At 47.4% G+C, this 14,728-nt stretch carries 11 protein-coding genes; 7 read left to right on the forward strand and 4 right to left on the reverse strand.

Annotation, left to right across the window (positions count from 1 at the left end; all coding sequences use genetic code 11):
• Positions 1–30 precede the first annotated feature (30 nt).
• Both DXE27_RS05860 and radA read left to right on the forward strand, forming a co-directional pair.
• A complete protein-coding gene (locus DXE27_RS05860; RefSeq protein ID WP_231969684.1) occupies positions 31–489 on the forward strand; it encodes a hypothetical protein in 459 nt (152 codons plus the stop codon).
• A gap of 38 nt (positions 490–527) precedes the next feature.
• Positions 528–1,892 carry a DNA repair protein RadA gene (gene radA, locus DXE27_RS05865; RefSeq protein WP_128113275.1) on the forward strand — a complete coding sequence of 455 codons (1,365 nt, stop codon included), beginning with the start codon at positions 528–530 and terminating at the stop codon, positions 1,890–1,892.
• A gap of 16 nt (positions 1,893–1,908) precedes the next feature.
• On the opposite strand, the gene prmB is transcribed toward radA, so the two are convergent.
• From prmB to dapD, 3 genes are read right to left on the reverse strand one after another with little or no spacing between them, the layout of a single operon-like run.
• Positions 1,909–2,805: a 50S ribosomal protein L3 N(5)-glutamine methyltransferase gene (gene prmB / locus DXE27_RS05870; protein ID WP_128113276.1), complete on the reverse strand. Its 897-nt coding sequence runs from the start codon at positions 2,803–2,805 to the stop codon at positions 1,909–1,911.
• 45 nt (positions 2,806–2,850) lie between these two features.
• A complete protein-coding gene (gene dapE / locus DXE27_RS05875; protein ID WP_128113277.1) occupies positions 2,851–4,002 on the reverse strand; it encodes a succinyl-diaminopimelate desuccinylase in 1,152 nt (383 codons plus the stop codon).
• A gap of 9 nt (positions 4,003–4,011) precedes the next feature.
• Positions 4,012–4,839 carry a 2,3,4,5-tetrahydropyridine-2,6-dicarboxylate N-succinyltransferase gene (gene dapD, locus DXE27_RS05880; protein ID WP_128113278.1) on the reverse strand — a complete coding sequence of 276 codons (828 nt, stop codon included), beginning with the start codon at positions 4,837–4,839 and terminating at the stop codon, positions 4,012–4,014.
• Between the two features lie 168 nt (positions 4,840–5,007).
• Between dapD and smc the strand changes: the two genes are divergently transcribed.
• Genes smc through DXE27_RS05900 form a run of 5 tightly spaced genes read left to right on the forward strand, consistent with a single transcriptional unit; the run spans position 5,008 to position 12,134 of the window.
• Positions 5,008–8,529 carry a chromosome segregation protein SMC gene (smc, locus tag DXE27_RS05885; protein ID WP_128113279.1) on the forward strand — a complete coding sequence of 1,174 codons (3,522 nt, stop codon included), beginning with the start codon at positions 5,008–5,010 and terminating at the stop codon, positions 8,527–8,529.
• Positions 8,530–9,603 (forward strand): cell division protein ZipA C-terminal FtsZ-binding domain-containing protein, encoded by a 1,074-nt coding sequence (locus tag DXE27_RS05890; RefSeq protein ID WP_231969685.1) that lies wholly within the window; start codon positions 8,530–8,532, stop codon positions 9,601–9,603.
• 9 nt (positions 9,604–9,612) lie between these two features.
• Complete coding sequence (gene ligA, locus DXE27_RS05895) at positions 9,613–11,628, forward strand: NAD-dependent DNA ligase LigA (RefSeq protein WP_128113280.1); 2,016 nt, start codon at positions 9,613–9,615, stop codon at positions 11,626–11,628.
• A gap of 13 nt (positions 11,629–11,641) precedes the next feature.
• Positions 11,642–11,791 carry a hypothetical protein gene (locus tag DXE27_RS09200; protein WP_197712331.1) on the forward strand — a complete coding sequence of 50 codons (150 nt, stop codon included), beginning with the start codon at positions 11,642–11,644 and terminating at the stop codon, positions 11,789–11,791.
• Positions 11,792–11,846: 55 nt separating this feature from the next.
• Positions 11,847–12,134 carry an NUDIX domain-containing protein gene (locus DXE27_RS05900; protein WP_231969795.1) on the forward strand — a complete coding sequence of 96 codons (288 nt, stop codon included), beginning with the start codon at positions 11,847–11,849 and terminating at the stop codon, positions 12,132–12,134.
• Here DXE27_RS05900 and DXE27_RS05905 read toward each other — a convergent pair.
• The gene (locus DXE27_RS05905; protein ID WP_128113281.1) at positions 12,131–14,728 is read right to left on the reverse strand and encodes a [protein-PII] uridylyltransferase; all 2,598 of its coding nucleotides are present in this window, start codon (positions 14,726–14,728) and stop codon (positions 12,131–12,133) included. The two genes, DXE27_RS05900 and DXE27_RS05905, sit on opposite strands and share 4 nt — an antisense overlap.

Consider the following 14,728-nt stretch of genomic DNA (forward strand, 5'->3'; position numbering starts at 1 on the left):
CGCTCCAAAATATTCATCGGAATATTTTTATTGGTTTCTTCGGTCAGCGGAGTTGCTTTGGCGACCCCTGCTGAAGAGGCTGAATTGGATAGGCTGAACAAGATTGAGCAAGAATTAGAGTTGCAGCGTGAGTGGGCAAAGTATCGCTGGGGCAAAGCAACATCCGAGTGCTATCAAAACTACTGGGTTGATTACTGCGTACGAAGCGCTCGAGCAACCTATCGCAATGAAATTGATCCTATTCAGGAGCAAGAGGTTGCGCTTCACGAAGTGCAGCGAAATTTGCGTAAAAGCATTAAAGATCAGGAAGATATCAAGCGTGCTGCTGAGCGTGCTTCTGAGCAAAAGGCGGCAGAGCGATCTGCTAATCAGCGTGATTACGAAGAGAAGCAAAAAGATGCCGCTGCAAGGGCGGCTGATTTAGAGCAACGTCGCAAAGATGCGCCTAAACGTGCGCAAGAAAATAAAGCGGGCACTCAGCTCGACTAATTTCATTCTTATTTCAATTACTTATTTACTAGGCAATCTTGGCTAAAGTCAAAGCGGTTTATATCTGTCAATCTTGCGGCGGCACCTCTGCTAAGTGGCAAGGTCAGTGTCCGTCTTGTCAGGCATGGAACACAATGGAGGAGGGTCTTCCAGAGACCACTTCAAATTCTCGCTTTCAAGGATTGGCGCAATCACTGCCAAGGCAGAAGCTATCTGCCATTACGGCTGAAGACTTGCCAAGATTTAGTACTGGTGTAGAAGAGTTTGACCGCGTTCTCGGTGGTGGTTTGGTTCCTGGCGGAGTGGTGCTTCTCGGCGGCGATCCTGGCATTGGCAAATCCACATTGCTGCTTCAAGCGCTGGCAGAGATGAGCTCTGCTGGTATGAATGTGCTCTATAGCAGCGGTGAAGAATCTGCTGCACAGATTGCTTTGCGAGCAAAGCGTATAGCCTTGGACGCGCCCCAGCTTGAAGTATTGGCGGAGATTCAGTTGGAGAAACTGATCTCTATTATGGATACCGTCAAACCACAAGTCCTGGTAGTGGATTCGATCCAGACTTTATATTCAGAAGTATTGAGCTCTGCCCCTGGCTCTGTAGCCCAGGTCCGCGAGTGTGCGGCGCAACTCACGCGAGCTGCTAAATCTAGTGGCATCTGTGTATTGATGGTGGGACACGTGACTAAAGATGGCCATTTGGCTGGTCCAAGAGTATTGGAGCATATCGTCGACACCGTTCTCTATTTTGAAGGTGACACGCATTCCTCTTTCCGCTTGGTGCGCTCTATTAAGAATCGCTTTGGCGCTGTTAATGAGTTAGGTGTATTTGCGATGACTGAAAAAGGTCTGCGCGGCGTGACTAATCCGTCAGCAATCTTCTTGTCGCAACATGAGCAAATGGTTCCTGGTGCTTGCGTATTGGTAACGCAAGAAGGTAGCAGGCCTTTGTTGGTAGAGATTCAGGCTTTGGTGGATACAGCGCATGTCCCCAATCCACGTCGTTTGGCTGTTGGCTTGGAGCAGGCTCGTCTAGCCATGTTGCTGGCAGTGCTGCATCGTCATGCTGGTGTTGCTTGTTTTGATCAAGATGTCTTCTTAAATGCAGTTGGTGGCGTCAAGATTTCTGAGCCAGCTGCTGACTTGGCTGTCCTCTTGGCTATTCAGTCATCTATTCGTAATCGTGCGTTACCAAAAGAGTTGATCGTATTTGGTGAAGTAGGTTTGGCCGGGGAGATTCGCCCTTGCCCACGGGGTCAGGAGCGCTTGAAAGAGGCTGCTAAATTAGGCTTTACTGTGGCGATTATTCCAAAAGCCAATATGCCCAAAACTAAGATCCCGGGATTAAAGGTTATCCCTGTTGAGCGGATTGATCAGGCGATTGCTGCCGCAGCAGAACTCAGCTAATCCTACGTTTGATTGCTTAGCACAAGTCTTCTGCTTGAATTAGTAAAACTTGCTCTTCACCTGCAGAGACTTCCATCCAAATTGCTGGAATTTGTGGGAAAGCTTTTTTAAAGTTTTCATACTCATTGCCAATTTCAATCAGAATAGCGCCACGTTCAGATAAGTAGTCTGGCGCTTGCGCAATAATTTTTCTAATTAAATCCATGCCATCGTCACCACCAGCTAAGGCAAGCTCTGGTTCTGCATGGTATTCCGCTGGCAGCGTATTCATTGAAGTTGCATTGACATAAGGCGGGTTGCAAATAATGAGATCAAATAAATTATCTTTGTTTGGTTCCGGTAGCGCATCCCATAGATCGCCATCCAATAATTCCACTTGAGAACTTAAACCGTGGCGATCGACGTTGCGTGCAGCAACCGAAAGGGCGGGTAAGCTGATGTCACAGGCGCTGACATGGATATCAGGGCAAGACAGGGCTAGAAGAACGGCTAGCGAGCCATTCCCGGTGCAGAGATCCAGGGCTTTGCCATCGGCAGGGAGCCAAGGCTCCAGTGAGCCGTCAACAATAAGTTCTGCAATCCAAGAGCGCGGAACGATGCTTTGTTCGCTGCAAAAGAAGGGCACACCCATGAGCCAAGCTTCACCCAAAATATAGGCGAGTGGTTTGCGTGTGGATATTCTGGTGTCAGCAACAACTGTAGCTTGCTGCTGTTGTTCTTTGGAGATCGGGTTTTCTAGACGATCTAATGCTTCGGTCGGGCTAAGATCCAACTGCTTGCTAACGATCCATAATGCTTCGCTTTGTGCATCGATTGCCCCATGTACGTAATGCAAATTTGCCGCTTCAAGTTTTTGTGCAATCCGCTCGATGCACTGATTTACGGTAAGGTGTTGCTGAGACTCAGGGTCCATGATAGAGGGTTCTTTAGGAGAAAATGGGGGCGCGCAATTAAGCGATCAAGCGATAAGCTGTTCGAGTGTCTTGCGGTAGATATTTTTAAGCGGTACTACGTCATCCACAATCACACACTCATCAATCTTGTGACTAGTTGCGTTAAGAGGGCCAAACTCCACTACTTCTTTGCAGATCTTGGCGATAAAACGACCATCACTTGTGCCGCCCGTGGTTGAAAGTTCTGTTTCTACGTTAGTTTCTGCTTTGATGGCTTTGCGGAGTGCGCCTGCTAAATCGCCGTCACCAGTAATGAAAGGGCTGCCGCCTAATACCCAATCAATTTCAAAATCTAAACCTGCATTTTTAAGGATTTGCTCAAGACGCTCGCGCAATTGCTCTGGCTTGCTCTCAGTAGAGAAGCGGAAATTAAAGTCAATCACCAGTTCGCCAGGAATGACATTGTTTGCGCCAGTGCCGGCATGCACATTAGAAATCTGGAAGCTAGTAGGCTGGAAGTACTCATTACCTTTGTCCCACTCGGTTTCTACTAATGCTGAAATGGCTGGTGCGGAAAGGTGAATCGGATTCTTGCCTAAGTGAGGGTAGGCAATGTGCGCCTGAATGCCTTTCACCTTGAGCTTGCCAGATAAAGATCCGCGGCGACCATTCTTAATCATGTCACCCAGCTGATCAACTGAAGTTGGTTCACCGATTACGCAGTAGTCCAGGCGTTGACCGTGTTTTTGCAAGCGCTCACACATGATGACTGTGCCATCGTTAGCAGGGCCTTCCTCATCGCTCGTAATCAAGAAAGCAATGGATCCTTGATGATCGGGGTGAGTTGTGACAAATTCTTCTGTGGCCACAACAAAACCGGCAAGCGAGGTTTTCATATCCGCCGCGCCACGACCGTAAAGCATGCCATCACGAATTGTTGGCGTGAATGGATTGCTAGCCCACTTCTCCAATGGACCGGTGGGCACTACGTCAGTATGACCAGCAAACATCAAGACCTTGCCTTGATCGCCGGCTTTACCTTTTTTGATTGCCCATAAGTTAGTTACCTGAAAATTTGCAGGACCACTAACAACACTCTCAGTGTGAAAGCCAATTGCCTGCAATCGCTTGGCAATTAAATCTTGGCAGCCACCATCAGCAGGGGTTACAGAATGGCAGGCGATGAGAGCTTCGGTGAGCTCAAGTGTGGCGCTCATGGATTTAACTTAGTCGCGTAGTAATTCGTTGATGGCAGTCTTTGCTCTAGTTTGGGCATCAACCTTCTTCACAATGATTGCAGCATACAGACTGTATTTACCACAAGCTGATGGTAGTGAGCCTGGAACAACGACTGAACCCGCTGGTACGCGACCATAATGAACTTCACCGGTTTCGCGATCGTAGATCTTGGTGCTTTGACCAATATAGACGCCCATAGATAAGACGGCGTTTTCTTCAATCACTACGCCTTCAACAACCTCAGAGCGGGCGCCGATGAAGCAGTTATCTTCAATAATGACTGGGCCAGCCTGGATTGGCTCTAAAACACCACCAATACCAACGCCGCCAGAAAGGTGAACGTTTTTGCCGATTTGGGCGCAAGAACCTACAGTTGCCCAGGTATCAACCATTGTGCCTTCACCTACATAAGCGCCAATATTGACGTAGGAAGGCATTAAAACTGCGTTTTTGCCAATAAATGAGCCGCGGCGGGCAACAGCAGGGGGAACTACGCGGAATCCGCCGGCAGCAAAGTCGGCCGCTGTGTAGTTCTCAAACTTGCTAGGTACCTTGTCGTAGAACTGGGTGTACCCACCAGCGCCCATTGGTTTGTTGTCTTCAAGGCGGAAAGAGAGCAGAACAGCCTTCTTAACCCATTGATTTACTTCCCACTTGCCGACATCACGGCGCTCAGCCACGCGAATAGTCCCGGCATTTAGGCCTTCCAGGACGGCATTTACGGCGCTACGGATGTCCGCAGGGGCGCTATCTGGAGAGAGGTTTGCGCGGTTTTCCCAGGCTTGTTCGATGATGTTTTGTGGTGATTGGCTCATGCTTTTTAGTTAACTATCAGATTGTTAATTGTCCCCAAGGGTAGATTTCTCATTATATAGATGGGGCAAAAACACGTATAAGTGCCTCCAAGCTTGCTATCATCTTCCCACTTTAGCTTTAATTTTTACCCCTTTATTTGAACCTCTTTTTTCCCTGCAAAGTACGCCGTGCAACTGAAATCCATCAAACTTTCCGGCTTTAAGTCTTTCGTCGACCCAACCCATTTTGAAATGCCTGGCCAATTAATTGGCGTCGTGGGTCCTAACGGTTGCGGAAAGTCGAACATTATTGACGCCGTACGCTGGGTTTTAGGTGAATCTCGCGCCAGTGAATTGCGTGGCGAATCCATGCAGGACGTGATTTTTAATGGTTCTGGTTTGCGCAAACCATCTGGTCGCGCCAGTGTGGAACTCATTTTTGACAACACTGAAGGGCGTGCGCAAGGTCAGTGGAGTGCTTTTACAGAACTAGGTATCAAGCGTGTTTTAACTCGCGATGGAAATTCTAGTTACTACGTGAATAATCAAGTGGTACGCCGTAAAGATATTCAAGATATTTTCTTGGGTACCGGGATGGGTCCAAGAGGTTACGCGATCATCGGACAGGGTACGATCAACCGTATTTTGGAAGCAAAGCCAGAAGAGTTGCGTGTTTTCTTGGAAGAAGCTGCTGGTGTATCTAAATATAAAGAGCGCCGCAAAGAAACTGCATCACGTTTAGAGGACACTGCAGAGAACTTAACTCGCGTAGAAGATATCTTGCGCGAGTTGGATCAACAACTTACACGTTTAGAAAAACAAGCTACCGTTGCTGAGCGTCATGCTGAGCTTTCTACGCTAATGAAATTACAGCAACAGCTTTTGTGGTTTGTGCGTCAGACCGAGGCTGGTAAAGAGCAAGAGCGTCATGCCAATGGCATCCGCGATACACAGGTTGGCCTAGAAGAGCAGACTGCAAAGCTGCGTCATGCTGAGGCTGAGCTAGAAACTATGCGTACACAACAGTACGCTTTGCAAGATAAAGTTTCACAAGCGCAAGGCGACTTGTATCAAACGAATTCTGATGTCAGTCAGGTTGAAGCACAAATTCATTATGTGCAAGAAGCGCGTCAACGTTTGCAACAGCAAACACAAGATTTGCAATCTCAGTTACAACGCTGGACAGTGCAAGAAACGGATGCTGCTCAAGCGCAACGCACTGCCGAGCATGAATTAAGTCTTGCATCTGAAAAAGAGCAAACATTATTAGCCGACTTAACTGGTTTGCAAGAGCAAATGCCAGCTCGTGAAGAGGGTTATCAAAATGCTTCGCGTGATTTAAATAATGCGCGTGAGACATTGGCTTCGATTGAGCAACGTCTTGCTAGCTTAGGTGAGCGTATTCGCTCTATGTCTGCACAGTCTGATGAATTGAAAGGGCGTGAGACTCGCTTAGTTGGCGAGTTTGATAGCTTGCGTCGTCCCGATGCTGAAGCCTTGCAAATGGCAATTGATCGTCAAGCAATGGCTGCCCGCAAAGTGGAAGAGGCTAAGCAGCGCGCTGGTGAAACTCAGCAACGTGTTCCTGCTGCTGATGAGGCACGTAATGCCGCGCAACAAAAAATTCAGGAAGCAAATCAGGGTTTAGCTCAGACAGAGGCTAAATTGACTGCTTTGACAGCCTTGCAGGCTAGTGTTCAGGCGCAAGGCAAGATTGGCCCTTGGTTAGAAAGCAAGGGCCTTAAAGAGAGCAAGCGTCTCTGGCAAGAGCTCAAAGTAGAGAGCGGCTGGGAAGCAGCTTTGGAATCTGTTTTACGTGAGCGTTTAGCTGCCGTCACAGCAAAGAGTGTGCAAGAGACATTGGCTTTGGCCAATGATGCGCCTCCAAGTCGTTTGGCAATTTTGCTGACTGAGGAAATTACCCCGGCACATACATCCGCTCCAGCAGACTTCACGCCATTGTTAAGTCGTGTACAAAGTGCTGGTGCGGCAAGATTAACCTCAGTGTTGCAAGAGTGGTTAGATAACATCTATATTGCCACCAGCCTTGAAGATGCTTTGCATCGTCGTGAGAAGTTGCCTGCAGGCGGTACATTTGTAACTCAGCAAGGTCATTTAGTAAGCCGTGTTGGCGTGCAACTTTATGCGGCTGATTCTGAGCAAGCAGGTATGTTGGCGCGCGCTCAGGAGATGGAAAGTCTCGAGAAGCAATTGCGTGCACAGCAACTTATGCAAAGCGAGCTCAAGGGCGAGTTGGATCAATGTGTGGCGAACTATCAAGCTGCTCATCAAGCGGCTGAGCAGGCTCGCGAGAACGCTGAGCATGCCGTTCAAGAGGCGCATGGTTTTGAAGTGGAAAGAATGCAGTTGACCCAGGCTGAAGAGCAATACAGTCAACGCGCAGCTCAGATTCAGGGTGAGTTAAGTGAATTGCGCCAGCAGATGGAGCAATTGAGCATGAATCAAGAGCAGTCTGCCTCCGAGTTAATTCAATCCGAAGAATCTAAGCAGGGTGCGCAAGAGTCTTTGGCTGCTGCACAAGAAAAATTAGAACTCTCTACTGAAGAGCGCGACCGTTTACGTGAATCACTTCGTGCGGCTGAGATGTCTGCTCAAGAAGCTGCATTTGCTACGCGTTCACTCCAGCAGCGTATTGCTGATTTGCAGCGCGATCAAAGCACTGCTCGTACTCAGATCATGGAAATTCAAGGTAAGCATGATTCTGCCGCTCAAGAGCTAGAAACTTTGAGCGATGAAGAGGCTCAAGATAAATTGCAAGGCTTGTTATTAGCTCGTAGCGCTCGTGAAGCTGCTTTGGCAAATGCACGCACTGAACAAGACGCTTTATTGCATCAATTGCGCGAGGCTGATGAGGCTCGTATGCAGGTTGAACGTAGCTTGCAACCAATGCGTGACAAAGTTGTTGATTTGCAATTGCGCGAGCAGGCCGCTCGTTTGAACTTTGAACAGTTTGCGACTTTGTTGGCTGATACTGAGGCTGACCTTAGTGCGCTTGAGGCTAATTTCAGTGCAGACCTTAAGGTTGGTGCATTACAAAGCGAAGTGAATCGTCTCAATACTGAGATTCAGTCTTTGGGTCCAGTCAATATGGCTGCTCTAGATGAATTGGCAAGCTCTCGTGAGCGCAAGCAGTTCTTGGATGCTCAATCTGCTGACTTGAATGAAGCGATGCAAACTTTGACGGATGCGATTGCTAAGATTGATGCGGAAACGCGCGATCTATTGCAAGGCACCTTCGATCAGGTTAATGGCCACTTCGGCAAACTCTTCCCTGAGTTGTTTGGTGGCGGTCATGCTGAGTTGGTAATGACTGGCGAAGAGATCTTGGATGCAGGTGTTCAAGTAATGGCGCAGCCTCCTGGCAAGAAAAACAGCTCTATCTACCTCCTCTCCGGTGGTGAAAAGGCTTTGACTGCAATTGCCTTAGTGTTCTCACTCTTCCTCCTTAATCCAGCCCCATTCTGCTTGCTCGATGAGGTGGATGCGCCATTAGATGACGCAAATACCTTGCGCTATGCACAGATGGTTGCCAAAATGTCAGATAAGACACAGTTTGTATTTATCTCCCATAACAAGATCACTATGGAAATCGCTCATCAATTGATCGGCGTCACAATGCAAGAGCAAGGCGTATCCCGCATTGTTGCGGTGGATATCTCTTCTGCTGTTTCAATGGTAGAGGCCGCTTAAGTGTACGTAGAACAAATCATGACGATGTTGGGTTTGTCTGATTTGCAATTGGCTTTAGCCGTTATTGGATTATTGATTCTGATAACGGTCGCCATTCTGAACATTAAGTACGCTCGTGCACGTCGTAAGGCGAGCGAACAGGGTGACTATTCTGCTGATGATCGTTTTACTCGTGAACCGAGTTTTAGCCAGGGGTTTGCTGACAGCGATACCGCTTCCCGAACCGAACCTAATTTTGGTGATGCAATAACAACCATCTCGGCCCCAGAAAAGTTTGCCATTGATCCACGCATTGATTGTGTGATCACATTGCGTTTTGATGAGAGTATTAGTGGCGCAGAAATTCTCGAAGAAATTAACGCCTGGACAGATCTAGAAGCGCAATCGACTGCACGCTGGATGTGCGAAGGCTTAAATGCCAATCTTGATGTTGCCGAAGACTGGGAAGAGTTACACCCAGACTCAAAGTACTCTGATTTGCAGCTCGCTATTCAGTTCGCAGCGCGCAAAGGCCCTATTGGAGTTCTGGAGTTGTCAGATTTCTGTTCACGCGCTCAGTCACTTGCTGAGACGCTCGGATCGCAAATTGATATGCCTAGCGTGAACACCATGTTGGAAAGCGCCAAAGAGTTAGATGTGATGGCTGCAGAAAGTGATATTCAATTAAGTATCAATGTGATTTTTGATGAGCCATGCCCATGGGGTAATTTTGACTCTCTCATGCGTCAACGTGGTTTCAAGTTGTCTCGCAATGGTCGTCAATATGAATATCTCAGTAAGGGCGTATTGCTCTTTAATAGCGCTGATATAGACCCAAATAAATCCGTGGCTCAAGTGACTCTGTTGTTAGAGGTTCCTTTAGTGCCACAAGAAGAACGTCCATTTGAAAGAATGTTGGCGGAAGGTGTAGAGATTGCGCAAGCAGCCCATGGTCGCTTGGTAGATGGCAATGGCATTAACTTGAGCGAGGCTGCAGTTATTAGTATTCGCCAACACCTTGACGTTCTCTATGCCAATCTTGAGAAATCTGGCATTCCTGCTGGATCTTCTACAGCTAGCAGACTATTTAGCTAGGAAATCACTTTGTCGTCCAATAGTCCGACAAATTTAGCGGAGCGGTATGCATTCTTGCAGGCAGAGTTGGCCCGCTTAGAGCATGCCTACTATGTGCTCGATAATCCACTGCTGCCCGATATCGAATACGATCGTCTCTACAGAGAGTTGCTTGATATTGAGTCTGCATATCCAGAATGGATCACTCCTGAATCTCTATCTCAACGCGTTGGTGGAGCCGCTTTAAAAGAGTTTGATTCGGTTACCCACGCCGTACCCATGCTGTCCTTAAATAATGCCTTTGAAGATGCTGAGCTAATCGCCTTTGATCGTCGTTGTAGAGAGGCCTTACACACAGACCATGTGACATATGCTGGTGAGCTGAAGTTTGATGGCCTAGCTATTTCTCTGCGTTATGAAAATGGTTCGCTAGTTACAGCAGCAACGCGGGGTGATGGCGCAAGTGGCGAGGATGTCACTGCCAACATCAAAACGATTCGCGCTATTCCACTCAAGCTTATTGGGAAAAATATTCCACAAGTCTTAGAGGTTCGTGGTGAGGTGTTTATGTACCTCAAAGATTTCGAGAGGATGAATCGACAGGCAGCAGAGTTGGGTGAGAAGGAATTTGCCAATCCCCGTAATGCGGCGGCAGGTAGTCTGCGTCAACTAGATTTGAAGATTACTGCCAAAAGACCATTGTCTTTCTTTGCCTATGGCTTAGGCGCTCTAGAGCCTCAGTCATGGCTGCCTAAAACTCATGAAGAGTTGCTTAATGCTTACGCTGAACTGGGCTTGCCTGTTTGCTCAGAGCGTAAGGTATTGCATTCCGTAGAAGAGATCTTGGCCTTCTATAGCGAGATTGGCGCCAAAAGAGATTCGTTGCCATATGACATTGATGGCGTTGTCTATAAGGTGAACTCATTCGCCGAGCAGGCTAAGTTGGGATTTGTATCAAGAGCCCCTAGATTTGCGCTCGCTCATAAGTACCCAGCACAAGAAGCGCTTACAACTGTATTGGGTATCGACGTACAAGTGGGGCGCACAGGTGCAATCACTCCAGTAGCAAGACTTGCTCCTGTAGAAGTAGGTGGAGTCACAGTCACTAATGCAACCTTACATAACGAAGACGAAGTCAAACGCAAAGATGTACGAATTGGCGATACCGTTTCAGTACGTAGAGCAGGTGATGTGATTCCTGAAGTGGTTTCGGTAATTAAGGATCGCCGCCCAGCAGATGCAAATGAATTTGTAATGCCAATAAATTGCCCGGTATGCGATTCTCATATCGAGCGTTTAGCGGATGAAGCGGTAGCGCGCTGCAGTGGCGGACTCTTCTGTGAGGCTCAGCGCAAACAAGCCTTAATTCACTTTGCCCATAGAAGAGCGCTTGATATCGAAGGCCTAGGCGAGAAGATTGTGGACCAGTTGGTAGATCACAACCTTGTTAGAACTCCTGCAGACCTGTATCGCCTGGAATTTACGGCCCTCGCAAACTTAGAGCGTATGGGCGAGAAGTCAGCGGATAACCTCATTCAAGCAATTAACCAATCTAGAAACACAACCTTAGCTAGATTTATCTTTGCCTTGGGTATTCGTCACGTGGGTGAGACCACTGCCAAGGATTTAGCTAATCACTATCAGTCGATGCATGCACTAATGGATGCAAATCTCGAAGACCTGTTAACGGTAAAAGATGTTGGCCCTGTAGTTGCCGACTCCATCACGAGCTTTATGCAAGAAGCCCACAATCGTGAGGTAATTGAGCAACTCCTAGCCTCCGGAATGCAGCTCGCCGTAGAAGAAAAAGTGATTAGTGCTGCAGTAGCGGGTAAAACTTTTGTTCTGACAGGCACATTCCCAACGATGACAAGGGATGAGGCCAAAGATCTCCTCGAAAAAGCAGGTGCCAAGGTTGCTGGATCAGTTTCCAAGAAGACTGACTATGTAGTAGCTGGTACAGATGCTGGTAGCAAGCTCACGAAAGCAGAGGAATTGGGTGTGCCGGTGATTGATGAAGCTGCAATGCTCGAGCTTCTTAAGTAATTACTTTTTGTGCATGAATATTATTTCTCAAATTGCCGTTCAGGCACGTAACACTATTCATGAGGCTCAGTGCAATGCGATTCTGGAATCATCAAATCCATTTTCTCGCGCAACGATTCAGGGTCATGTTACAGCTAGCGGTTTAGTGGTTCAGGGATGGTAAGGCTTTATTAATTTTTCATCCGTACATCAAGCGTTGGTTCCAGCCTGGTGGCCATATTGACGAAGGCGACTCTCCGATTGCGGCTGCAATTAGAGAGGTTTACGAAGAAACTGGCTACGTCTGCGAACTAGACTCTGATAGTCAAGATCCGATTGATATTGATATTCACGAGATCCCTGAAAATCCTAAAAAGGGCGAGGGCGCTCATTTACATATTGATTTGCTTTATTGCTTGCGCGTCGTGCGACAAGAACAATCAGCGGAAGATATTGAATGTAAGTGGTTTGCTTTCAGTGATATCGAAAGCATTCGAATCAAGCGCGCCTTGGCTAGATTAGATTAAGCCCCCAACGCCTCTAGCAACTCTGTCTCAAGCTGAATCTGTAGTTTGGGATTCTTACCCAAGTTAGCAGCATCAAGAAGCAGTACGTCTTCCACTCGCTCGCCAAGAGTATTAATGCGTGCGGTGTGAATTGATACCTGATGCTTCACCAACACTCGAGAAATGGTGTAGAGCAAACCAGTACGGTCGCTTGCTGAGAGTACGAGTGTGTAATATCTGCCTCGTTCATCTGGAACCATATGTACGCGTGGCTGAATAGGGAAGGTGCGTGACTGCCTTGATAGGCGACCCATACTTGGGGTTGGTAATGGCTCGCTATTGGTTAGCGCAGCAGTAAGTTCAAACTCTACTAGCTGAATAATGTCACGATAGCTGCCACCTTCATCCACCAAGTTACTGCCTGAAATTTGGAAGCTATCCAAGGCGTAGCCATGACGTGTCGTATGAATACGTGCATCCCAAATGGAGAATCCGTGCCTCTCAAAATAGGCGCAGATTCTGGCAAATAGATCTTCTTGGTCTTTTACGTAGACAGCTACTTGCAGACCTTCGCCAATTGGGGATAGTCTGGCTCTAACAATTGGCTGCTCGCTATTTACTTTATTAAATAGATGGTGTGTAAGCCAGGCAATATCAGAAGAATCTTGTCTTAAGAAGAAGGCAACGTCCAATTGCTTCCATAAGTCTTCGTAAGCATCATCGTTGATGCCATAGAGGCGTAACTTTGCTTTAGATGCTTCTTGGTGCTGAGCTAATTCTGAGGAGGCATCCGGCTTAGCTCCACCTAATACTCTTAGCGTTGCGCGATACAGATCTTCAAGGAGCTTGCCTTTCCAGGCATTCCAGACTTTAGGGCTAGTACCTCGAACATCAGCAACGGTGAGCAAATAGAGTGCGGTGAGATGACGCTCATCACCCATCTTTTTAGCAAAAGCTTTCACGACATCAGGATCGGTGATGTCTTGCTTCTGAGCTGTTTGGCTCATATTGAGATGTTCAGCTACCAACCATACTAAATGCTCAGTATCTTTTTTATCCAGACCATGTTCTTTAGCAAACTTGCGTGTATCTGCTTTTCCTAGTTGCGAATGGTCGCCCCCACGCCCTTTGGCAATGTCATGAAAGAGGGCTGCAATGACGAGCAACCAAGGTTTCTCAAAGTGAGCAATGAGACTGCTGCAGAAAGGGAACTCATGAGTGTGTTCAACCACCATGAAGCGGCGCACATTGCGTAGCACCATCAGGATGTGTTGATCGACTGTGTATATATGGAACAGGTCGTGCTGCATCTGCCCAACAATCTTTCTGAAGGCTGGAAGGTAACGTCCTAGTACGCTGCTGCGATTCATCAGGTGGAAAGCACGGCTTACACCTTCAGGCTGCTTCAAGATCTCCATAAAAAGCGCGCGATTAATCGGGTCTTTGCGCCATTTGCTATCCATCTTAGTTCTGGCGTTGTAGAGCGCTCTGAAGATGGTTGCCGATAAGCTCTTTACATTAGATGTTTGGGCAAATACTAAGAAGGTTCTCAGAATTTGCTCTGGATGTTTTTGAAAGAGCTGGGGGTCCGTAATATCCAATACACCTTGGCGCTCAATAAAGTATTCATTACCTTCACCTGGAATAGGGTGAGTGGTCTTAGATTCCTGCGGGAAGAGAATGGCTTCAATGTTCTGCAATAGAACATCATTCAATTGGGTTACTGCTTTAGCGGCCCAATAGTAGCGGCGCATGATTGCTTCACTAGCAACTCTTGAGGATTCTTCTTTGATTCCCATAGACGCTGCTAAGGGCGCCTGTAAATCAAAAGCCAGAACATCTTGCCTACGTTTTGCTAGGAGATGGAGGTTGGCACGTAAGGTTTCTAAAAATCGTTGATTGCGATTGAGTTCAGTCAGTTCACGTTGCGTGACAAGGCCGGCCTCATGGAGATCTTTGAAGGTATCGCCTAGTAATGCAGCCTTACTGACCCATGAGATCACCTGTAAATCACGCAAGCCGCCGGGGCTCTCTTTGCAATTTGGCTCTAGAGAGTAAGGGGTGTTCTGATATTTGTAGTGACGCTGAATTTGTTCTGCTTGCTTGGCTTGAAAAAATGCCTTGGGAGCCATGGCTGCTTCAAATGCTTTAGCAAAGTCTTTGAATAAAGCTTTCTTGCCGCAAAGGAAGCGTGCTTCCAGAAGTGAGGTACGTACCGTGACATCTTGCTCAGACTCGGACATGCATTCCGAAACATTCCGTACTGAGGAGCCTATTTCTAACCCCATATCCCAGCAGCTGGCAATAAATTGCTCTACTTGCTTTGATAAAGCGAGGGCTTGTTTTTCTTCTGCCGGCAGCAGAATAAGAATATCAATATCGGAGTGGGGGAATAAAGAATTTCTTCCATAACCACCAACTGCAATCAAGGCAGCTTCATTTTTTAAGCCGCTATTACTCCAGAGATGGGCGAGTATTTGATCGCTCATCTTGGTAAGTTGTTTGGTTAACTTACCTACCGCTTGTGGTTTTCTAAACTCGTCGTAAGCAACTTCGCGAGCAGCACGCAGGCTAGCTGCATCAGTAATATTGCTGACCGCCTGAAGCTTGCTCAT

It is taken from the genome of Polynucleobacter necessarius (genome assembly GCF_900096755.1).
Lineage (GTDB): Bacteria > Pseudomonadota > Gammaproteobacteria > Burkholderiales > Burkholderiaceae > Polynucleobacter > Polynucleobacter necessarius_K.